A 22823-nucleotide genomic window follows, 5' to 3' on the forward strand; every position below is an offset into this window, starting at 1 on the left:
ATGAAGCTCATTTCCCAGTATTTCATCCGCGGCCTGCTCGCCGCCCTGCCGCTGGGCGTCACGCTCTACCTGCTCTACCTGTTCCTGACCGGCACCGAAGAGTTCGCCATGTGGTGGCTGCGCCCGCTGCTCGGCGATTTCTACCTGCCCGGACTGGGCCTCGCGATCGGCATCGGCATCATCGTCCTGCTCGGCTTCCTGATTTCACAGCCGCGCGTGCGTCGTCTGCTGTCTTTCATCGAACTGCCGTTCACCAACCTGCCGGTGGTCAAGAGCATCTACTCGTCGCTGAAAAATTTCGCCGACTACTTTACCCCCAACAGCACCCAGGTCGCGCAACAGGTCGTGATCCTGCGCATGCCCGGACAGGAGTTGGAAATCGTCGGCCTGATCACGCGCCAGAACCTGGCTAGCCTGCCTCAGGGATTCATGCCGGGCGATCGCGTCGCCGTCTATCTGCCGATGGGCTACATGATCGGCGGCTATACGGTGTTCGTGCCACGTGCCTGGGTCACGCCCATCGACATGAGCGTCGAGGAAGTGATGCGTTCATCGCTGTTCGCCTGGATGGCCAGAAACGAACCGCCTCAGTCCTGACTCAGGCGGTATCCCCGGTTAGCAGCGGGCACTTCAGGCCGATGCTGGCGATCTTGCCGGCGGCCCCCATCTCGCGCACGATGAGAACGAAATTGCCGACCTGGACGCGGTCACCGACGACTGCCGGGTGCCCCAGGCGGGCAATGAACACCTCGTCGAGACGGCGCGGGTTCTCTGCTTCCTCGAACACGAAGCCGTAGGCCAGTGCCAGGTCGCCGGCCGTACAATCCGGCGCCACGGCAAACTCGCCGAAGTAACGGGTATTGCGCCCGATGTCCTGCATCGCCACGCCGAAGATGCGCGCCAGCCGCTCGGCCAGCGCTTCCGGCGCGATGAACCAGGCGGAATCGCCCGGCCGCAACCGGAAATCGCCCTTGATGTCGAGCAGCCGTCCCTTGCGCACCACGGCGATGCAGCGAACCTCATCGTGGATGAATTCGGCCGCCAGTTCATCCGGGTGCCGCCCCTCGGCCGCCGAGCCGATGCTGGCGCGGAATTCGAACATCGGCAGGGCCGCTTCCTCGCCCAGCCAGACCTCGACCCGATCACGCGGTTCGTCGGCCGGCGGCAGTTCGACCTTGAGCAGCCGCGCCGCCGCCGGAATGGTTGCCCCCTGAACCAGCAGGGACAACAGGACAACCGAGAACGCCACGTCGAACAGCAATTGCGAATCCGGCACGCCCATCACCACCGGCATGATCGCCAGCACGACCGGCACCGCGCCGCGCAGGCCGACCCAGCTGACAAAGGCAATTTCGTTGCGTGTATAGCGGAAGGGATAGAGGCCGATGGCCACCGCCAGCGGACGGGCGACGAACATCAGGAACAGCGCCAGCAACAGCGCATGCCAGGTGTATTCGGTGAGGTGAGTTGGCGTCACCAGCAGCCCCAGAACCACGAACATGCCGGCCTGGGCCAGCCAGGCCAGGCCGTCCATGACCCGCAGTACGTGCTCGGTGGCGTGGCTTTTCCGGTTGCCGACGATGACCCCGGCGACATACACCGCCAGCAGGCCGCTGCCGTCGAGTAAGTTGGCGGCGCCGACGATCAGCAGACCGCCAGACAGGATCAGCAATGCGTACAAACCCTCGGCCAGGTTCAGGCGGCGCAGCAGCCAGGCCAGCACCTTGCCGCCGACGACACCGAACAACAGGCCGATCCCCGCCTGTTTGAGCAGCATCCAGGCAAAACTGGACACCCCGGAACGCTCCGGATGCAGCAGCACCTCGATCATCACCACGACCAGCAGGATGGCCATCGGGTCATTGGAACCCGATTCGATTTCCAGCGTGCTCTTGACCCGCTCGTTGAGCCGCACCCCGCTGTTGCGCAACAGCGCGAACACCGCTGCCGCGTCGGTCGAACCGACGATGGCCGCGAGCAGCACACCCAGCCGCCAATCGACGTCGAGCAGCCAGGTGGCGAAAATGCCGAGCAGCGCCACCGTCCCGACAACGCCCCAGGTGGCCAGCACTGCCGCCGGCTTCAGGGCGACGCGGAAACTGCCGGAATCGGTACGCAGGCCGCCGTCGAGCAGGATCACCGCCAGCGCCAGCTGGGCAATCAGGTTGGCGGTCTTGAAATCGTCGAAGACGATGCCGCCGATACCATCTTCCCCGGCCAGCATGCCGACACCGAGAAAAAGCAGCAGCAGCGGCAAGCCGAGGCGTGCGGAGATGGTGCTGGCCAGCACGCTGATGAACAGCAACAGGCCGGCCAGCAGGAACAGGGTGCTGATCGTTGTCATAGCCCGAATCTATCACAAGGAAATGACCGATTTCGTCGCGATTTGGTGACCGCAAAATTCGGGCGTCCGAGCGTCGGTGATACTTGTGCAAGCGACTGGCGTTTGTGTCAGTATTTACCAAACGCGGCACGTGTAGCAGAGTGAGCTTATTGACAGTTTTTTTCTGAACAGACACCAGCCAGGAGTACTGCGATGCACCTCCAAATCAAGCACAAGCTGTTGATTCTCGTCGCCGTCGCCGTACTCGCCTTGCTTGGCGTCGGCCTGTTCGCACTGAGCCAGGCGGCAAAACTTCACCATGAGCAGGATGCATCGATCGCCCGCAGCGCGGCATTGATCGAAGCCATCGATGGTGCCCGCAGCGCTCAGGTCAGTTTCAAGATCATGGTTCAGGAGTGGAAAAATACCCTGCTCCGCGGCAAGGACCCGGAAGCCTACGCCAGGCACCTGAAGAGTTTTGACGCCGAAGCCGCCCGGGTCAGCGAACAGTTGACCAAGGTCGGCCAGACCGCGGCCGGTCTCGGCGTCGCCGAACGCCTGAAGATCGAGCAGGTGACCAGTACCTTCGGCCAGTTGGCGCCGCGCTACCATGAAGCCCTCGGTCAATATGACCGCAACGCCGCCGACCCTGCCGCCACCGTCGACAAACTGGTGCGCGGTATCGACCGTGAACCGACCAAGGTCATCGATGAGCTGGTCGCCGAGATGCAGAAAATCTCGCTCGAACTGCAGGCCAGCGACCGCGAGCGCTCGACCGAAGTTTACGCCTCGGTCAAGCTCGGGCTCGGCGTCTCGGCGCTTGCTGCACTGATCGTCCTGCTGACCCTAGCACTGTTCTTCATCCGCTCGATCATCGGTCCGCTGGCCGGGCTGGAATCGACGATGAGTCACATCGCCGGCAGTGGCGACCTGACCCGCCGCGCGGCAATCGTCAATCAGGACGAGATCGGGCGCATGTCACAGGCTTTCAACACCATGATGGAACGCCTGCAGCAACTGATCCGCGAAATCAACGCAGCCAGCGCCGAAGTTGCCAGCGCTTCCGAGCAACTGGCGCAGACCTCCGGCGTCCTGGCCGAGGTTTCCGAACACCAGGCCAACGCCGTCAGCGGCAGCGCCGCAGCGATTGAAGAGCTGACGGTGGCCATCACTTCAGTCTCGGAAACCGCCCGCGACGTCAATGCCCAGTCCGAGGAAAGCGTCGCCCAGACCGCGCTCGGCACGCGTAAGGTCTCCCACCTGGTCGGCGAGATCCGGCACATCCAGGAAAACATCGACGAGATCGCCCGCACGGTCGACCAATTCGTGCACAGCACCCAGGCGATCACCGACATGACCCGCGAGGTCCGCGACATTGCCGACCAGACCAACCTGCTCGCGCTCAATGCGGCGATCGAGGCGGCCCGCGCCGGCGAAGCCGGCCGCGGTTTCGCCGTGGTTGCCGACGAGGTGCGCAAGCTGGCCGAAAAATCGGGCAAGTCTGCGGTGGAGATCGACCAACGGACCCGGGCGATCATGGATCAGTCGTCGGCCGTACAGACAGCGATCGCCGCCGGCGAGGCGTCGATCCGGGCCAGCAACGCGCTGGCCGGCGAAGTCGAGGACGTCCTTCAGGGGTCGAGCCAGGTCGTTGAACGCTCGCGCAGTGGCGTCACCGAAATCACCGATTCGGTCTCCGAGCAGAAGATCGCCTCGACCGAGATTGCCCAGAGCATGGAACGGATCTCGAACATGGTCGAGGAAAACAACGCCTCGACGCAGAGCATCCGCCAGTCGACCAGCGACCTGCATCGCCTCTCGGAACGCCTGACCGGCCTGGTCGCCGGCTTCCGCGTCGCCTGAGCCCCCGCCGCTGCCGGCTCACCGGCAGCGGTGCTTCCCTGCATCGATTGACATCGCCGACGGCGGCGCGACGGTCAATTTATTCAAAAATAGAATAACAAGATGCACTCATGTTCTTAATTGAATATTAAGCGCTTGCTACAATCCGCTCCATTCAACAATCCCTGCGGATTACCCAGCAATGACCCAACGCAACACACTCTCCCATCTCGACTGGCTCGAAGCCGAAGCCATCCACATCATGCGCGAAGTGGCCGGCCAGTGCGCCAACCCGGTGCTGCTGTTCTCCGGCGGCAAGGACTCGATCTGCATGCTGCGCATCGCCGAAAAGGCCTTCCGCCCCGGCAAGTTCCCCTTCCCGCTGATGCACATCGACACCGGCCACAACTATCAGGAAGTCGTTGCCTTCCGCGACAAGCGCGCCGCCGAACTGGGCGAGCGCCTGATCGTCCGCTCGGTTGAAGATTCGATGAAGCGCGGCACGGTCGTCCTCAAGCACGAAGGCGAATCGCGCAACAAGCACCAGTCGGTGACGCTGCTCGAAGCCATCGAGGAATTCGGTTTCGACGCCTGCATCGGCGGCGCCCGCCGCGACGAGGAAAAGGCCCGGGCCAAGGAACGCATCTTTTCCTTCCGCGACGAATTCGGCCAGTGGGACCCGAAGAACCAGCGCCCGGAACTGTGGAGCCTGTACAACGCCCGCAGCCATAAAGGCGAGAACATCCGCGCCTTCCCGATCTCGAACTGGACGGAAATGGACGTCTGGCAATACATCGAGCGCGAAAAGCTCGAACTGCCGTCGATCTACTTCGCCCACACCCGCCCGGTGGTACTGCGTCAGGGCGCCATCGTGCCGGTCAATGTACCGCTGGTGTCCGGCGAACTGACCAACCTGCCGAAGGCCGGTGAGGAAATCATTGAGAAGCTGGTGCGCTTCCGCACCGTCGGCGATATCTCGTGCACGGCACCGGTCGAGTCGGACGCCGACACGGTCGAGAAGATCGTCGTCGAAACCGCCACCACCACCATCACCGAGCGCGGCGCCACGCGTCTGGACGACCAGACCAGCGAAGCCTCCATGGAACAACGCAAGAAGGAAGGCTACTTCTGATGCCCCCGGAGACCGGGCGAAATATTTCCTCCGCTGGCTGCGGAACTCGCTCGCTACGCTCACTCAGACAGTCCTCGCCTGCTACGTAAACATTTCGCCCGGTCTGCAACCGCTTTAGGAACACCATCAATGACAACCCACCAAATCGAAGACCACGGCCTCCTCCGCTTCCTCACCTGCGGCAGCGTCGACGACGGCAAGAGCACCCTGATCGGGCGCCTGCTGTTCGACACCAAGACCATCCTCGCCGACACCCTGAACGCCATCGAGAAGACCTCGCAGAAGCGCGGCCTCGGCGCGGTCGACCTGTCGCTGCTGACTGACGGCCTGCAAGCCGAGCGCGAGCAAGGCATCACCATCGACGTCGCCTACCGCTACTTCTCCACCGGCACGCGCAAGTACATCATCGCCGACGCGCCCGGCCACGAGCAGTACACCCGCAACATGGTTACCGCGGCGTCCACCGCCAACCTCGCCATCATCCTGATCGATGCGCGCAAGGGCGTGCTGACGCAGACCCGCCGCCACTCCAAGCTGGCCTCGCTGGTCGGCATCCCGCACCTGGTCGTCGCCATCAACAAGATGGATCTGGTCGACTACTCTCAGGAAACCTACGAGAAGATCAAGGCCGATTACCTCGAATTCGCCGCCAAGGTCGGGATCGAGGACATCCGCTTCATCCCGCTGTCGGCGCTGAACGGCGACATGATCGTCGAGCGCGGCGAGCGCCTCGACTGGTACGACGGCCCGACGCTGATGGAAATCCTCGAAGCCGTGCCGGCCGCACATACCGAACACGACGAACCCTTCCGCTTCCCGGTCCAGTACGTCTGCCGCCCGCAGGATTCCACCAACCCCGAACTGCACGACTACCGCGGCTTCATGGGCCGCGTCGAATCCGGCAGCATCAAGGTCGGCGACCCGGTCACCGTGCTGCCCAACGGCCTCGAATCGACGGTCAAGGCCGTGCAGATCGGCGGCGTCGACATCGGCGAAGCTTTCACCGAGCAATCAGTGACCATCCTGCTCGCCGACGAAATCGACTGCTCGCGCGGCGACATGATCGTGAAAACCGCCGAAGCCCCGGCCGCCGTCAAGGAAATCCGCGCCACCGTCTGCTGGCTGGCCGAAGCCCCGCTCGACCGCGCCCGCACCTACCTGATCCGCCACACGACGCGCGACTCCAAGGCCAAGCTGACCGCCATCGACCACCGCCTCGATGTGAACACGCTGGACAAGGTCGCCGCCGACAAGCTGGCGATGAACGACATCGCCGAAGTCACCTTCAAGCTGGCGCAACCGCTGTTCGTCGATCCGTACGCTGAAAATCGCGGCACCGGGGCGTTCATCGTCATCGATGAGAGCAACAACAACACGGTCGGCGCAGGCATGATCCTCTGACCGATCCGCTCCCGCCCCATGCACAATGCCCCGTCCCCGGGGCATTGTGCATTCTGCACGCCCATTCCGTCGATTTCGCGGTTAACATAGGCGGGCGCGGCGTTTCCGCGACATTGTGACAACCGAGAACAGCACCGGAAAAAATGAGAGTCCTGATCGTCGAAGACAATGCCTCGATGCGTACCCTGCTCGTCACCTTGCTTGGGAGCCAGGGTTACACCATCGTCGGACAACTGGAAAACGGCAACACGCTGCTGGACGACATCCGCCGCCTGGAGCCGACCATCGTCTGCCTGGATTACCAGTTACCGGGACGCGACGGGCTGGAATTGCTCAAGGACGTCAACAGCAACTTTCCCGAGATCGACGTCGTTTTCATGACCGGCTCGGAAGATGCCGACATCGACAAACGGGCGGCGGACAACGGGGCGTCCGGTTTTCTGCGCAAGCCTTTCGGCCAAAAACAGATTCTCGACGAGCTGCGCCAGGTTTATGAAGTGCGTCAGCAGGCCGAACGGGCCGATACGCCGCCGGCAGCGAACGCCGCACCGGCAACGCCCGGTGTCCGCCGGGCGGGCGGCCGGCCGACGGCGGTCATCGTCGATGACAACAGTTCGATCCGCCTGCTGCTCAAGGGCGTGCTCACCGAACTCGGCATGAACATCGTCGCCCAGGCCGGCAACGGCGAGGAAGCCGTCCGTGCTGCCCAGACACACCAGCCGCAGGTCTTGTTCCTCGACGTCAACATGCCGTTGATGTCCGGGCTGGACGCACTGCCGAAAATCCGCGAAATCAGCCCGAACACGGCGGTCGTCATGGTCACCGGCGACACCTCGCGCGAACTCGTTCAGCAGGCAGCCGGTCTCGGCGCCCGCGGCTATATCGTCAAGCCGGTACGACCGGCTTATGTCGAGGCCTTCCTGAAAAAGCTGCTCAACCGCTGATCCGGACCGCCAAGGAGCGCCAGCATGACCCTGATGATCGACTTCCCCTTTCCCGGCACCAATGCCTGGGTCGAACACTTCAAGGAAGTTGAATTACCGATCCTGCGGCTGACGGCCAACCGCCTGGCGGAACTGCGCGACGCAGCAGAAACCATCAACACGCGCACGCTGGCCAACATCGTCATGCACGATCCGCTGATGACGCTGCGCGTGTTCCGCTACATGAAGGAAAATCGGCCGAAGAGCCAGAACGCCGAAATCACCACCATCGAGCGCTCGCTGGTGATGATCGGCACGATGAAATTCTTCGATAGCTGCCAGGAACTGCCGATCATCGAGCACCAGCTCAAGGGTCACCCCAAGGCCATGCTCGGCCTGCTTAAGGTCATCGCCCGCTCGCGCCAGGCCTCGCTGTGGGCCCGTGACTGGGCGCTGCTGCGCCAGAACACCCGCTTCGAGGAAATCGCCCTGGCCGCGCTGCTGCACGACTTTGTCGAAATCCTGATGCACTGCTTCGCCCCGGCGCTGGCCATCCGCACCCGAGAACGCCTCACCGCCAACCCCAGCCTGCGCACCCGCGCCGTCCAGGAAGAGGTTTTCGGCGCACCGCTGGCCGACATCATGCGCGAACTGGTCGAACTCTGGGGCCTGCCCGAACTGCTGCTCTCCCTGCTCGATCCGGCCGATGCCGAAACCCTCAACGTGCGCAACGTGAACCTCGCCGTCGACCTGGCGCGCCATACGGCCAATGGCTGGAACGACGCCGCCCTGCCCGACGATTTCCGGGCCATCGAGGAACTGCTGCATATCGGCCACAGCCACTTGCTCGAACGGGTCGGCGCACCGGACGAAATGATCCAGGCCGCCCGCCTGGCTGAAACCGGCTAGGCCTTGTTGCCAGGAGCATGACGGCAGGACGATATGCGGTTAAACTGAACCGCATGATTTTCCGGATTCGCCACATGCCCCGCAGAAGCTGTTTTTCCGCCCTGTTGCTCATCAGTCTGCTGCTGCCGCTCCAGGCCATGGCGCAGGGACGGCTGGAACGCATCGTCGAGCAAGGCACCCTGCGGGTCTGCATCTGGCCGGATTATTACGGCATTTCCTTCCGCAATCCCAAGACTGGTCGCCCAAGCGGCATCGACATCGACAATGCCAACGACCTGGCCCGCCGGCTCGGCGTGCGCACGCAGTTCGTCAACAGCTCCTTTGCCACGCTGATCGACGATATCGAAAACGACCGCTGCGACATTGCCATGTTCGCCATCGGCATCACACCGGCCCGCCAGGAACGCCTGCGCTTCACCCAGCCCTACCTACTCAGCGACATCTACGCGATCACCACCCGGACCAATCCGCGTATCAAGGACTGGGAAGACATTGACCGCCCCGGCATTGTCGTCGCCGTCGCCCGGGGCACCCTGCATGAAAGCGTGATGAAGGAAAAACTCCAGCATGCCGAACTGCGTATCCTCGAAACCCCGCATGCCCGCGAGTACGAAGTGCAGAGCGGTCGCGCCGACGTCTTCATGACCGACTTTCCGTACAGCCGCCGGATGCTCGACAACAGCGACTGGGCCAGACTGGTCACCCCGCCGGGCAAATATCACACCACCCCGTACGCCTGGGCCATGGCCCCCGGCGACGATGCCTTCCATAGTCATGTCGAACGCGAACTGCAGGCCATGAAAATGGACGGCCGCTTGATGACCAACGCCGTCCGCCACCGACTGGAGCCCATCGTCGTTCGCTGACCCGCCGGAGCGCAAGCATGTCGATTCATCGCCGCAGCGCACTGTTTGTCGTTCTCAGCCTGCTCATCGCCGGCTGGCTGGGCGCCTACGCCTTCACACTGTGGCGACTGCGCACGGCTGCGCTCGACAACGGCATCGAGGCTGCCGTCACCCATGCCCGGAATTTCGAGAAACACCTCACCCAGACCTTCGAGATGATCGAACTGGCCGCTGTCGGTCTGGCGCCCGGGCAGAGTACCGACAGCGTCAGCACGCGCTTCAGCGAACAGATGAACGATGCGCTGCGCAAGACGCCCCATCTGCGCTCATTGTCACTGATCAACGAGCAAGGTCAGATACTGGCCAGTACCAGCCCCGGTAATGTCGGCGGCAAGGTGGCCCTGCGCGGCTTCTTTCCGATGATCAGCGACGACTCGCTGATCATGCATATCGGCAGCCTGCGGCAGGGACGCGACCTTGCCGATGGCATCGCGGAAACGCCGCTGGCCGGCAAGCTCCGCAACAATGGCCCGGCTTTCGTGCCGGTCCTGCGCCGGATCGACAACGGCAAGCAACGCCACTGGATCGTCGCCGCACTGAACCCTGAGTATTTCACCCTGTATTTCAGCCAGTTACTGCCCAGCGAAGAAGGCCATGCCCAGATCCTGCGTCACGACGGCCTGCTGCTGCTTTCATCAAACCCGCAGGATCTGCCCGGCCATGCCGGCGCTGCCGGCCAGGTGACGGAATGGCTGGCTCGCCAGGAAAGCGGTTCGCTCCGGCAAACCTTGCCCGACGGCAATCCGGTACTCAGTGCTTACCGGGCCTCCAGCCGCTTCCCGACGCTGGTCGCCGTGCATCTGTCGCAGAACACCATCCTCGAACGCTGGCGCAGCGAGGCCCGGCGTATCTCGCTGGTGGTTCTGCCCATCCTGTTCGCATTGAGTGGTGCGGCCTTCCTGGTCTGGCTGCGCCAGCGCCGCCTGGAAGAACGTGAACGCGAACTGTCCAGCCAACGCAAGCTGGCCGCCAGCGTTTTTGCCGCGACCAACAACGGCGTTTTCCTGACCACGCCGCAGGGCGACATCATCGCCGTCAACCCGGCTTTCGAGCGCATCACCGGTTACCGCGCCAGCGAGGTGCTGGGCCGCAACCCGCGCCTGCTCGCTTCCGGCCGCCACGATAAGGCGTTCTACCGGCGCATGTGGGAAAGCATTCAGTCCGTGGGTCACTGGGATGGCGAAATCATCAACAAGCGCAAGGATGGCACGCTCTTCCACGGCATCGTCAATATCAACGCCGTCCTTGATGACCATGGCCAGCTCAAGCACTACGTCGGCGTCACCGTAGACATCACCGAGCGCAAGGAATACGAAAGCCAGCTACTGCTCGCCAAGGAACGCGCGGAAGCCGCCTCGCTGGCGAAAACCACCTTCCTGGCGACGATCAGCCACGAACTGCGCACCCCGATGAACGGCGTACTCGGCATGACCGAAGTCCTGCTGCGCTCCCCGCTCGATGAACGGCAACGCCGCCAACTGGGCATCGTGCGGGATTCGGCAGTTTCGCTACTGGACATCCTCAACCAGATTCTCGACTACTCGAAAATCGAAGCGCACAACCTGCAACTCGAACACCTGCCGCTTGACCTGAACAACCTGATCCGCGACTTGAGCGCACTATTCGCCCCGGCTGCCGAAGCCAAGGGTGTGCACCTGCACGTATTGCCGCATGCTCCGCTACCGGAAGGCTTGTTTGGCGACCCGCTGCGGCTGCGCCAGATCCTCACCAACCTGCTGAGCAACGCCGTCAAATTCACCCGCGCCGGCGAAATCACCGTCGATGCGGCAGTCAGCGACGGCCAATTGAGGATCCGGGTCTGCGACACCGGCATCGGCATCGCTGCCGACAAGCAGCAACAGATTTTCGAAGCCTTCACCCAGGCCGACGGCTCGCACACCCGCGAGTTCGGCGGCACCGGCCTCGGCCTGAGCATCAGCCGCCGCCTGGCCGAGGCCATGGGCGGTAGCCTGACCGTCGATAGCACCCCCGGCCAGGGCAGTCGATTCACCCTGAGCATTCCCGCACACTTCTCCTGACATGCGCCACCCACTTTCGCTACTCGCCCTGCTCCTGTTCATATCAGCCAGCCACGCTGCCGATGTTCGCCAATTCCAGCCGCAGGGCCAGGTCGGCCATGTTGCCCAGGTCTCGGCGCAATTCAGCCAGCCCATGGTCAAACTGGGTGACGACACCGCCACCGCGCCGTTCGCCATCGATTGCGCCGGAATTTCCGGCGATGGCCGCTGGAGCAGCGAACGGACCTGGACCTGGCGCCCGCAACGCCCGCTGCAAGCTGGCGAGCGTTGTGTGTTCACGCTGCGCGACGGCTTGAGCACCCTGCAGGGCGAAACCCTGAGCGGCAAGCGCCGCTTCGAATTCACCGGTGCCGCACCCCGCCCCTGGCGCATCCGGCCGAGTGCCGGCGCGCTGATCGAGGAAGACCAGGCCTTCGTCATCGACGGTGGCGGCCCGCTTGACCCGGCCTCGTTCAACGACCGACTGTGGTGCGAAGCCGATGGCGTCGGCCAGCGCATCCCGGCCCGGCCGGTGCCCCCCGCCATCCGCCAGGCGGTACTGGGACAAGCCAACATGCCGGACCACGCCATCGTCGTCAGCTGCAGCGAAACGCTGCCGGCCGGGCGCAAGATGAAAGTGGTCTGGGGCAAAGGCATCAGGGCGGCCAACGGCACCCCGGCCGACAAGGAACAGAGTTTCGTCTACTCAGTGCGCGAGCCATTCACCGCCAGCCTGTCGTGCGAACGCGAAAAGGCCGGCGCGCCATGCTCGCCGCTGTCGGCGATCCGGCTCAACTTCAGCGCGCCGGTCGACGTGAAGTATTTCGACAAAATCCGCCTGACCTCCGCCGAGGGGCCACGCCGCCCGCAGCCGCTGGACCGCGAGAATCCGCAAGCGGTATTCGACAGCATCGCCTTCCCCGGCCCCTTGCCGCAAAACACGGAATTCAAGCTCGAACTGCCGGCCGGCGTGAAGGACGAGGCCGGCCGACCGCTCGCCAACGCCGACAAGTTCCCGCTGACCGTGCGTAGCGGCGCGCTGCCGCCGCTGGCCAAGTTCCCCGGCGATTTCGGCATCGTTGAACTGAAGGAAGGCGGGCTGTTACCGGTGACGCTGCGCAACGTCGAAGCCAGCCTCAAGACCGCCGGCCTGGCCCTACCCGGCAGCCACCGTTTCAGCGACCAGCGGCTGACCGAGGACGCCGACGTGATCGCCGCCATGCGCGCGCTGGCAAAGTTCGAACAACAGAGCAACAAATACAAGGTGGTGGTCGACGGCAAGACCGAAGAGCGCTACGACCCCTACTACGCCCGCGAACTCTCTTTCCTCGCCCAGCGCCCCGGCGTCACCCGGCAGGAGCTACCCAAACCCGGCGGCAGCGCCGAGTTCGAGGTGATCGGCATTCCGCTCGGCAAACCCGGCTACCACATCGTCGAAATCGAGAGCCGCTTGCTCGGCAACGCCCTGCTGTCGACGCCCAAGCCGATGTACGTGCGCAGCGCGGCGCTGGTCACCAACCTCGCCGTGCATCTCAAGGTCGGCCAGGACAACGCGCTGGTCTGGGTCACCGCGCTCGACACCGGCAAGCCGGTGGCCGACGCCGAGGTCCGCGTGTCGACCTGCGCCGGCAAGCAGTTGTGGCAGGGCAAGACCGACGCGCTCGGCCGGGCGAAGATCGACCAGGCGCTCGACAATCCGTACTGCGACGGCGACCGTTTCCTGTTCGCCAGCGCCCGCAGCGGCGGCGATTTCAGCTTCGTCCGTTCGGACTGGAACGAAGGCATCGAGCCGTGGCGCTTCGGCGTCTACAGCTGGGGCGACAACAGCCCGCTGCGCATCCACGGCATCCTCGACCGCAGCCTGTTCCGCCCCGGCCAGACGCTGTCGGTCAAGCACCTGGCGCGCAGCCGCGACAGCCGGGGTTTCTCGCTGCCGGCCGCGGACAAGTTGCCGAACAAGCTGGTCCTGCGCCATAGCGAGAGCGGCACCGAATTCACCCAGCCGCTCAGCTGGGACGCCCAGGCGAGCGCGGTCAACGCCTGGAAAGTCCCGGAATCGGCCAAGCTCGGCACCTGGCAGATCGTCCTCCAGGGCGGTGCCGACGGCGAGATCTACAGCAGCGAGTTCCGCGTCGCTGACTTCCGCCTGCCGGTGTTCACCGGCAGCGTCCAGGGCGTGCCGGCGCGCCAGATCGCGGTCAGCAAGGTGCCGCTGGCGCTCGGCCTGTCCTTCCTCAACGGCGGCGCGGCGAAGCACGCCGAGGTCGAAGTTTCGGCCACGCTGCGCCCGCGCTGGGTGCACCACGCGCGCTACGGCGACTACCGCTTCAACGTCGGTTTCGACGACGAGGCGCTGGCCGCATTTGCCATCGATGCCGGCGTCAACGAAGAAAGCCTGGTCCTCGACAAGCAGCAGCTCAAACTCGACGCCGCCGGCGCCGGCCGTCTCGAAGTGCCTTTGCCGGCCAAGCCCGGCGGCCCGGCCGAACTCTACGCCGAGATGAGTTTTGCCGACCCGAACGGCGAGACCCAGACCATCCGCGGCGTCGTGGACCTGCGCCCGTCGGCGCTGGAAATCGGCGTCAAGATCGCCGACTGGGCCAGCGGCGGCGGCAGCAACCGACTCCAGGCCGTGGTCCTCGACACCGCCGGCAAGCCGGTCGCCGGCCAGACGGTCAAGGTCACCGCCAAGCGCCGCATCGACAGCAGCCACCGGCGACGCATCGTCGGCGGCTTCTACGCCTACGAAAACACTCAGGAATACCGCGACCTCGGCGAAGTCTGCGCCGGCCAGACCGACAGTCGCGGCCTGCTGCTGTGCGAGCTGTCGATTGCCGATCCGGGTGCCATCTACCTGCTCGCCGAGACCCGCGACGTCAAGAACAACGTCGCCCGCGCCGGCACCAGCTACTGGGTTTCCGGCGGTGGCGACCTGTGGTTTTCTGCCGGCAATCAGGACCGCATCGACGTGATTCCCGAGAAGAAGGCCTGGGCGGCTGGCGAAACCGCCCGCTTCCAGGTGCGCACGCCGTTCCGCGAAGCCACCGCGCTGATCTCGGTCGAAGCCGGCGGCATCCTCGAAACTTTCGTCCAGCCGCTGTCGCGCTTCAAACCGACGGTGGAAGTGCCGGTGCGCGGCGAATGGGGGCCGAACGCTTTCGTTTCGGTGCTGGTCGTGCGCGGACGGGTCGAACCGGTGAAGTGGTATAGCCTGTTCCAGTGGGGCTGGCGCGAGCCGCTGGCCTGGTTCCGCGCCTGGTGGAACCCGGAGCAGCCGACAGCCATGGTCGATCTGGCCAAACCTTCGTACCGCATCGGCCTCGCCGAAATCGCCGTCGGTACCGAAGCCTTCCAGCTCAAGGTCGAGATCAGCAGCGACCAGACCGACTACCAGCCGCGTCAGCAGGCGACCGTGAACATTCGCGTCAGCACGCCCGACGGCAAGCCGCTGCCGACCGGCAGCGAGGTCGCTTTCGCTGCCGTCGACCAGGCGCTGCTCGAACTGCGCCCGAACGACAGCTGGCAGCTGCTCGAAGCGATGCTGCCGACGCGCGGCTACGCGGTCGAAACGGCAACCGCGCAAGGCATGGTCATCGGCAAGCGCCACTTCGGCAAGAAGGCGCTGCCGCCCGGCGGCGGTGGCGGCAAAGCGCCGGCCCGCGAGCTGTTCGACACGCTGCTGCTGTGGCAGCCGAAAGTGGCGCTCGACGCCAACGGCCGGGCGACGCTGCGCGTGCCGCTCAACGATGCACTCAGCGAGTTCAAGCTGGTCGCTGTCGCCAGCGCCGGCAGCGCGCTGTTCGGCACCGGCAGCGCCAGCATCCGCAGCAGGCAGGACCTCCAGATCATCTCCGGCCTGCCGCCGCTGGTCCGCGAAGGCGACCGCTACACGGCAATGCTGACGCTGCGCAACGGCACCGCCCGGGCGATGAATCTCACGGTCGACGGCAAAAACGGGGCAAAAACGCTGGCGGCGCAGAAACTGACGCTGGCACCGGAAAGCGCCGGCGAACTGCGCTGGCCGATGCAGGCCGGCGAAGGCATTACGGCGGAAACCTGGGAATTCACCGCGCGCGAAGACGGCGGCAAGGCGGCCGACACGCTGCGCATCACCCAGCAGGTGGCGCCGGCGGTACCGGTCACCGTCCAGCACGCCAGCTTCCAGCGCGTCGACGGCGACATCCGCTTGGCGGTGACCCTGCCGACCGGCGCCCTGCCCGGCAAGGGCGGCATAGAGGTCGCGCTGTCGCCCAAGCTGGCGACGCCGCCGCCCGGCCTGCTGCGCTTCTTCGCCGATTACCCCTATGCCTGCCTGGAACAGAAGACCTCGGTCGCCGTCGGCCTGCACGACCCGGCGCGCTGGCAGCAGATCGCCGACACCCTGCCCGGCTACCTCGACGACAACGGCCTGGCTGCCTACTTCCCCGGCCTGGCCGGCAGCCCGACGCTGACCGCCTACCTGCTCGACGTGGTCACGCTGGCCGGCTTCCCGCTGCCGGAAGACAGCCGCCGGCGCATGCTGCAGGGCCTGAACGCCTTCGTCGACGGCCGCCTAAAGCGCGACGAATGGGCGCCCGGCTTTGCCGGCGACGTGCGCCTGCACCGCCGGCTCAATGCTTTACAGGCACTGGTCCGCCAGGGCGAGAAGCCGCAGCGCGCGGCAGCGGCGCTCGACATCGACCCGCAGCTGCTGCCAACGGCGGCGCTGATCGACTGGACGCTGGTGCTCAAGGCGCTACCCGACCTGCCGCAGCGTGAAGCGAAGTACGCCGCCGCCCGCCAGGAACTGCGCAACCGCCTCGGCTACGCCGGCAGCCGGCTGGTCTTCGCCAACGAGCGCGCCGACTACGGCTGGTGGATGATGGCCAGCGCCGACGCCAACGCCTTCCGCCTGATCGAGGCGATGCTCGATGACGCTGACTGGCAGGCCGACCTGCCGCGCCTGCTGCAAGGCGCGCTCGAACGCCAGCAACGCGGCCGCTGGCTGACGACCACGGCCAACGCCTGGGCGCGGGTCACCCTCGACAGCTTCGCGCAGAAGTTCGAGCGCGAGGCAGTCGGCGGCGTCACCAAGGCGACGCTGGCCCCGGCCAGTGCCGAATTCGACTGGAAGAGCGCCGACGACAAGCCGCTGGCGCTACCCTGGCCGGCCAAGCCCGGCAAGGACGACGCACTGGCGCTCAGCCACGCCGGCAGCGGCAAGCCCTGGGCCAACGTCCAGGTGCTGGCAGCGATCCCCGACGGCCCGCCGCGCCAGGCCGGTTACCGCATCCAGCGGCAACTGACGCCGTTGCAGCAGAAGACACCGGGCAAGTTCAGCCGCGGTGACCTGTGGCGGGTAACGCTGAGCATCGACGCCGATCACGACATGAGCTGGGTGGCAATCAGCGACCCGGTGCCGGCCGGCGCGCGCATCCTCGGCGACGGCGACGGGCGCGACTCGGCCATCGCCACGCGCGGCGAAAGCGACGCCCGCGAAGGCCGCTGGCCGAGCTTCATCGAACGCAGCTTCGGCGCCTGGCGCGCCTATTACGAAATGCTGCCGCGCGGCCGCACGCAGATCGCCTACACCGTGCGCCTGAACAATGCCGGCGACTTCGCCATGCCGCCGACGCGGGTCGAGGCGATGTACGCGCCGGATGTCTTCGGCGAATTGCCGAACGCCCGCCTGCAGGTCGGCGAGTGATCAGCGCAACTCGTCGATGAGTTGCGTCAGCTTGTCCTCGACCTCGGCCACCCAGCGCGCCAGCCGGGCGTCGCCGCTCGGCGGCGACAGCGGCTGGAAGCCGAGGCGGGTCGCCCCGTCCTCGGTGTATACGGCAAAGCACCAGGGCAAGGCCAGCCCGGCGCGCAGATCGGCGGCGAGCAGTTCCTCGACCGCACGCCAGCCGACGATGTCGAGCAGCAGGTAATCCTCGTCGAAACCGCGGGCCTCGCCGCGCGCCCGGCGCGCCAGCGCTTCGCCGAGATCGTGGCGGGCAAGCACGCTCAAACCCAGGCGCTGCAGCGCGGGTTCGAGTTCGAAAACGACTTCCTGGAAGGACTTGCTGCTTTCGGCGAGATGAAACACGGTTTTTCCTGAACGATGGATCGCTGCGCAATGTAGCGGAATCCGGGCGCCCAGGCCAGACACTCAACGCAGCGCCGAAGCGTAACCCTCCTCGGCCAGCACCTGGCGTACCGCTGGCCGCGTCAGCATGCGCTGGTAATGGGCAGCGCAATGTTCGGGCAAGGGGATATCGCTGCGCACCGCCCAGAACTCGACGTAGAACAGCGCTGCGTCGGCGATGCCGAAATTGTCGGCGAACCAGTCGCGACCGGCGAGTTCGCCGTTGATCAGGGCGAAGCCCTGGTCGATGATCTGCCGGCCCTGCGCCTTTACCGATTCGTGATCGCTCGTACTCGGCGCGAAGCGCTCGGTGGTGAAGATGCGGGCAAAACCCTGGGTGTGCAGCGTATGCACGATGTAGTTGAGCCAGCCGAGCACGCGCACCTCACCAGCAATGTCGGTCGGCAACAGCTTGCGCTTCGAATAGCTGCGCGCCAGCCACCAGGCAATTGCAGAAAACTCGGTCAGCGCCGTGCCATCGTCGAGCACCAGCGCCGGAATCGTGCCCTTGGGATTGATCGCCTGGTAATCCTTCTTGTACTGGTCGCCGGCCAGCAGATTGATGAACCAGGCCTCGAACACCAGGCCGCATTCTTCAAGCAGGATGTGGATGCCGGTCGAACATGAACCGGGCGTCATGTAGAACTTCTTGCTCATGCCAGCGCCGCCACCAGCTTCTCATAACCGCCGTCGACGCTGAATACGCGCTGAAAACGGAAGTCGCTGAACATCTGCGCATAAGTCTGGCTGGCGTTGCCGTGATAGCAGTAGATCAGCACCGGCTGCTCTTTCGGCAAGCGCTTGACCCAGGCCAGCACACGTTCTTCCGAAAGCTGGGCAGCGCCCTCGATATGGCCCTGGCGGTAACTGACCAGATCGCGCACGTCGAACAGGGCCAGACTGGCTTCCTGGCGGAGCAGTTCGGCCGCCTGTGTGGCGGAAATGCACTGGAAGGGAATGCGGTCAATAGCGTTCATGGTCGATGGCCTGGCAGAAGATGAGCAGATGACGCAAAAGCGATGCCAGCACCATGAGCGCTGGCAAACGCCGGCTGGCGGGCATTGGCCGGCATGGCGCCTGTCGGATGTGCGACATTGTTGGCCCCCGGCGCTAGAATGTCCGACACCCTCACGAAACCAATCCGCATGTCTGACCTGCTGCACCCCTATACCGCCAGCGATGGCGAAGCGATCCTCGACGCCACCCGCACCTGGCTCGAACGTGCCGTCATCGGCCTCAACCTCTGTCCGTTCGCCAAAAGCGTGGTCGTCAAGAAACAGGTGCGCTACGCGCTGAGTGCAGCCAGCAATGCCGACCAATTGCTCGCCGAACTGGAACACGAATTCGCCCTGCTCGCGACGACGCCGGCAGCCGAGCTCGACACCACGCTGCTGATCCACCCGCTGGCGATGAGCGATTTTCTCGACTACCACTTCTTCCTCGCCGAAGCCGACGCGCTGCTGCGCAATCTCGACTACGAAGGCGTGTTCCAGATCGCCAGCCTGCACCCGCAATACGAATTCGCCGGCAGCGACCCCGACGACATCGCCAATTTCACCAACCGCTCGCCCTATCCGACACTGCACCTGCTCCGTGAAAGCAGCATCGACCGCGCGGTGGCGGCTTTCCCCGACGCCGAATCGATCTACGAGCGCAACATCGAGACCATGCAGCGCCTCGGCCACGACGGCTGGAAAAAACTCTGGACCCGCTGATCCGCCGCACCCTCCTGCTGATCTGCACGCTGCTGGCGCCGCTGCCGGCAGTCGCGCTACCGTCGTTCGACGAAGTCCGTGCCGCCTACCGACCCTCGGAAGCGACGCTGCTCGCGCGCGACGGCCGACCGCTGCACAGCCTGCGCGTCGACATGCAGGTGCGCCGACTGGCGTGGACGCCGCTCGCCGACATCTCGCCGGCCCTGCTGCGCGCGGTGATCGCCGCCGAAGACAAGCGCTTCATGGAACACGGCGGCGTCGACTGGCTGGCCGCCGGCAGCGCCGCCTGGAGCAACCTGCGCGGCAGCCGCACCCGTGGCGCCAGCACATTGACCATGCAGCTGGCCGGGCTGATCGAAGAAGACGGGCAAAGACGCGGCCAGCGCAGCTTTCTCGCCAAGATCGGCCAGTCAGCCGCCGCCCTGCGTCTGGAGCAGAGCTGGAGTAAGGGCCGCATCGTCGAGGCTTACCTCAACCTGGTCAGTTTTCGCGGCGAACTACAGGGCGTCGCGGCGATGAGCCGGGCCTTGTTCGGCAAATGGCCGCACGGCCTCGACGACCGCGAATCGGCCATTGCCGCCGTCCTGCTGCGCGCACCCAACGCCACGCCGGATACCGTCGCCCGGCGCGCCTGCGCGCTGCTCACCGAACTGCAGCGCGCCGACGAATGCCGTGGCCTGGAAGCCTTCACCTTCCAGGCGCTCAACCACAACCTGCGCGATTTACGCCCGGAAGCGCCGCAACTGGCGCCGCACCTCGCCCGCAAACTACTCGCCGAACCCGGCCGCGACCGGCGCAGCAGCCTCGACGCCGATTTGCAGGCCTTTGCCGTCGACAGCCTGCGCCGCCACCTGTCGGCGCTCAGCCGCCAGAACGCCGAGGACGGCGCGGTCATCGTCATCGACAACGCCAGCGGCGAGATCCTCGCCTGGGTCGGCTCCAGTGGCGACCTGTCCGGCGCCGCCGAAGTCGATGGCGCGACAGCGCTGCGTCAGGCCGGATCGACGCTGAAGCCCTTTCTCTACGCCCAGGCTTTCGAACGCCGCCTGCTGACGCCGGCTTCGCTGATCGACGATGCACCGCTGAGCCTGGACACCGGCAACGGCCTGTACACACCGCAGAACTACGATCCCGGCTACCGTGGCTGGGTGTCGGCCCGGCCGGCGCTGGCCGGTTCGCTGAACGTGCCGGCGGTGCAGACGCTGGTCCGCGTCGGCGCCGACGCCTTTCATCAGCGCCTGCGCGGGCTCGGTTTCGCCAGTCTGAAGGAAGACGGCGAATGGTACGGCTACAGCCTAGCGCTCGGCTCGGCCGACGTCTCGCTGCTGATGCTGAGCAACGCCTACCGAACCCTGGCCAACGCCGGCAAATGGACGCCGCTGCGCGCCCTGCCGGCCCGCGAGCCGGCAACGGCGCCCTGCCGCCAGGGCGGTTGCGAGGGGGTTTTCGACGGCAAGCCACACACCGTCGGCACCCCGGCGGCGGCTTTTCTGGTCGGCGACATCCTCGCCGACCGCGCCGCCCGCGCTGGCACCTTCGGCCTCGAATCCTGGCTGGCAACGCCCTATTGGGCGGCGGTCAAGACCGGTACCAGCAAGGACATGCGCGACAACTGGTGCGTCGGCTTCTCGCCGCGCTACACCGTCGGCGTCTGGGTCGGCAATGCCTCGGGCAGTCCGATGCACGACGTTTCCGGCATTTCCGGCGCGGCGCCGGTGTGGCGCGAAGTCATGGACCGCCTGCAGCGCGCTGCGCATACCCCGCCGCCGACAGCCCCCGCCGGCGTCGTCGGGCTGACCATCCGCTTCGAACCGGCGCTCGAACCGCCCCGCCGCGAGTGGTTCATCCAGGGTACTGAACAGCCGGTCGTCCGCGCCGCCGCCGGCCAGGCGTTGACCCGCATCGTCTATCCGGCCGACGGCACGGTGATCGCCCTCGACCCGGACATTCCGCCCGCCCGCCAACGCATCCCGCTGCGCCTCTCCGGCCCCATGCCCAAGGGCGGCCAGTGGCGGATCAACGACCAGCCGCTGCCCGCCGGTACCAGCGACCGCTGGCTTCCGCAACCGGGCAGGCACCGCCTGAGCCTGCACGATGCACGCGGCACCCTGATCGACAGCAGCCGCTTCGAGGTCCGCGCCTTGCGCGGCAAACCCCGCTGATCCCCAGGTCAGACCGCGTCGGTCAGACGATGGATGATGGCGGATAGTTCTGACTGAATGTCGAGTTGCCCGTCCTGGGCATCGATCAGGCCATCCAGTCCATCGCGCACGGTTTCCAGCAGATAACGCTCCTGTTGCTCGGTCAGGCCGAGATGGACAAAACGTTTTTCCAGCGTTTCCCCCAGGCGATGGATAGCCATCCGGGTTTCGGCCATCGACTGTTTCTGCCGCCCTTCGATGGCCGCGAGCAGCTTGTTGATCCCCGCCAGACTGCCACTGATCGCCGCCTCTCCCTGTTGCCGACGCAGTTCCGCATCCAGTGCCCGCACCCGGGCATCGGCCGCCTCGGCCAGGATGGCCAAATTATCCCGGATCCGCCCTGCCCGTTCGTCGTCCCGCGGCATGTTGCTGACCAGGATAGAGAGACAGGGGTAATTGACAATCATCCGGCTATGGAAGCCGACGATCCGCCCCATGTCGCGCAAGTTGGCGAAGGTGGCGGCTTCGAGGCCACCTGAATCGGGAAACATCCGAACCGCCTGCCCGGGCAGGCGCAGTTCCACTGCGCCGACGAGCTCATATGAAACCAGCGTATCGAGCACCAGTTGCGCCAGTTCTCCAGCCTGCTGGCAACTGTTGAAGCGCTGCAGTGCCTGCAACAGCACGCCCATCTCGCCCATGCTGCTCATTGCCGAAAACGCCGTGCTGCTGGCCGATCCGACCTGCTCCTGCAGTTCGCAACGCTCCTGCAGCAGCGCGCGCAGTTCGGCATTGTTCTGCTCAAGCGCCCGGGTTCTTTCGGCGACGGCGGCTTCCAGTGCGCTGTTCTGGTCGAGCAAGGCCTGTTCGGCAAGCTTGCGGGCAGTGATGTTCTGCAGGGTCTCGATGGCGCCGATGACTTCCCCCCCCGGGCCGAGCACGGGAGCGGCGGTGAAGTACAGCCAGCAGCCCCGTTCTCCGAGCGAAGGAAAGAAACCCTCGGCTTCGTAAGCCCCGACAACCACCTCGGAAGCCTTGCAGTGCCCGGCCTCGTAGTTGCGCATGGCCTGCTCGATCTCGCCGGCAACGATGTAATCAGCGAGTATGGGGCGCGGCGCCGCGTAAAAGCCACGCCAGTGATCGCTGCTACCGATGATTTCAGCTGCCGGAATACCGGTCACCAGTTCGCAGGCGCGATTCCAGTGGGTGACGCGATGTTGCCCGTCGATCACGAATGTCGCCACCGGACTCCCCTGCAACAGGGAATCAAGCACTTCCGGCACAAACTCCGGCGGGTTGAAACGGGGGCTGACGATGACCAAGGCGACACCTCATAAGTTACATAATCGTCAAATACATTAAATCAAAACAATGCAAATATCAATATTTTTGTTATTTGACATAA

The 22823-nt window shown here is 65.2% G+C and carries 16 protein-coding genes; 11 read left to right on the forward strand and 5 right to left on the reverse strand.

The window, feature by feature from the left end:
• The gene (locus G471_RS0114105; RefSeq protein ID WP_028995902.1) at positions 1-597 is read left to right on the forward strand and encodes a DUF502 domain-containing protein; all 597 of its coding nucleotides are present in this window, start codon (positions 1-3) and stop codon (positions 595-597) included.
• A gap of 1 nt (position 598) precedes the next feature.
• On the opposite strand, the gene G471_RS0114110 is transcribed toward G471_RS0114105, so the two are convergent.
• Positions 599-2344, reverse strand: coding sequence for a potassium/proton antiporter (locus tag G471_RS0114110; RefSeq protein ID WP_028995903.1), 1746 nt, complete (start codon positions 2342-2344; stop codon positions 599-601).
• Between the two features lie 192 nt (positions 2345-2536).
• On the opposite strand from G471_RS0114110, the gene G471_RS0114115 reads away from it, so the two are divergent.
• From G471_RS0114115 to G471_RS17840, 8 genes are all read left to right on the forward strand, one after another.
• Positions 2537-4186 carry a methyl-accepting chemotaxis protein gene (locus G471_RS0114115; RefSeq protein ID WP_028995904.1) on the forward strand — a complete coding sequence of 550 codons (1650 nt, stop codon included), beginning with the start codon at positions 2537-2539 and terminating at the stop codon, positions 4184-4186.
• A gap of 181 nt (positions 4187-4367) precedes the next feature.
• Positions 4368-5297, forward strand: a complete 930-nt coding sequence (gene cysD, locus G471_RS0114120) for a sulfate adenylyltransferase subunit CysD (protein WP_028995905.1) — start codon at positions 4368-4370, stop codon at positions 5295-5297.
• 78 nt (positions 5298-5375) lie between these two features.
• Positions 5376-6698 carry a sulfate adenylyltransferase subunit CysN gene (gene cysN / locus G471_RS0114125; protein ID WP_281170408.1) on the forward strand — a complete coding sequence of 441 codons (1323 nt, stop codon included), beginning with the start codon at positions 5376-5378 and terminating at the stop codon, positions 6696-6698.
• A 143-nt stretch (positions 6699-6841) separates the two neighbouring features.
• Entirely contained in the window at positions 6842-7642 is an 801-nt protein-coding gene (locus G471_RS18455; protein ID WP_028995907.1) for a response regulator, read from the forward strand.
• A 24-nt stretch (positions 7643-7666) separates the two neighbouring features.
• Positions 7667-8530: an HDOD domain-containing protein gene (locus G471_RS0114135; RefSeq protein WP_028995908.1), complete on the forward strand. Its 864-nt coding sequence runs from the start codon at positions 7667-7669 to the stop codon at positions 8528-8530.
• A 74-nt stretch (positions 8531-8604) separates the two neighbouring features.
• The gene (locus tag G471_RS0114140) at positions 8605-9396 is read left to right on the forward strand and encodes an ABC transporter substrate-binding protein (protein WP_028995909.1); all 792 of its coding nucleotides are present in this window, start codon (positions 8605-8607) and stop codon (positions 9394-9396) included.
• Positions 9397-9413: 17 nt separating this feature from the next.
• On the forward strand, positions 9414-11474 hold the full coding sequence (locus tag G471_RS18460) for an ATP-binding protein (RefSeq protein ID WP_051295504.1): 2061 nt from the start codon (positions 9414-9416) through the stop codon (positions 11472-11474).
• 1 nt (position 11475) lies between these two features.
• Positions 11476-17139 (forward strand): alpha-2-macroglobulin family protein, encoded by a 5664-nt coding sequence (locus G471_RS17840; protein WP_043421657.1) that lies wholly within the window; start codon positions 11476-11478, stop codon positions 17137-17139.
• Here the strand turns inward: G471_RS17840 and G471_RS0114155 are convergent, their stop codons facing one another.
• From G471_RS0114155 to G471_RS17845, 3 genes are all read right to left on the reverse strand, one after another.
• Complete coding sequence (locus tag G471_RS0114155) at positions 17140-17523, reverse strand: DUF302 domain-containing protein (RefSeq protein WP_028995910.1); 384 nt, start codon at positions 17521-17523, stop codon at positions 17140-17142.
• Between the two features lie 63 nt (positions 17524-17586).
• Positions 17587-18219, reverse strand: coding sequence for a glutathione S-transferase family protein (locus G471_RS0114160; protein ID WP_028995911.1), 633 nt, complete (start codon positions 18217-18219; stop codon positions 17587-17589).
• The gene (locus tag G471_RS17845; protein WP_043421825.1) at positions 18216-18539 is read right to left on the reverse strand and encodes a thiosulfate sulfurtransferase GlpE; all 324 of its coding nucleotides are present in this window, start codon (positions 18537-18539) and stop codon (positions 18216-18218) included. The genes G471_RS0114160 and G471_RS17845 overlap by 4 nt, the downstream gene beginning before the upstream one ends.
• A 168-nt stretch (positions 18540-18707) precedes the next feature.
• On the opposite strand from G471_RS17845, the gene G471_RS0114175 reads away from it, so the two are divergent.
• Positions 18708-19277 carry a DUF1415 domain-containing protein gene (locus G471_RS0114175; RefSeq protein ID WP_051295505.1) on the forward strand — a complete coding sequence of 190 codons (570 nt, stop codon included), beginning with the start codon at positions 18708-18710 and terminating at the stop codon, positions 19275-19277.
• Positions 19278-19294: 17 nt separating this feature from the next.
• The gene (pbpC, locus tag G471_RS0114180) at positions 19295-21439 is read left to right on the forward strand and encodes a penicillin-binding protein 1C (protein ID WP_425387164.1); all 2145 of its coding nucleotides are present in this window, start codon (positions 19295-19297) and stop codon (positions 21437-21439) included.
• Positions 21440-21447: 8 nt separating this feature from the next.
• Here pbpC and G471_RS18465 read toward each other — a convergent pair whose 3' ends face one another.
• Complete coding sequence (locus G471_RS18465) at positions 21448-22740, reverse strand: PAS domain-containing protein (protein WP_051295506.1); 1293 nt, start codon at positions 22738-22740, stop codon at positions 21448-21450.
• Positions 22741-22823: the final 83 nt, after the last annotated feature.

The sequence above is a fragment of the Azonexus hydrophilus DSM 23864 genome (genome assembly GCF_000429605.1).
In the GTDB taxonomy this organism is placed as follows: Bacteria; Pseudomonadota; Gammaproteobacteria; order Burkholderiales; family Rhodocyclaceae; genus Azonexus; species Azonexus hydrophilus.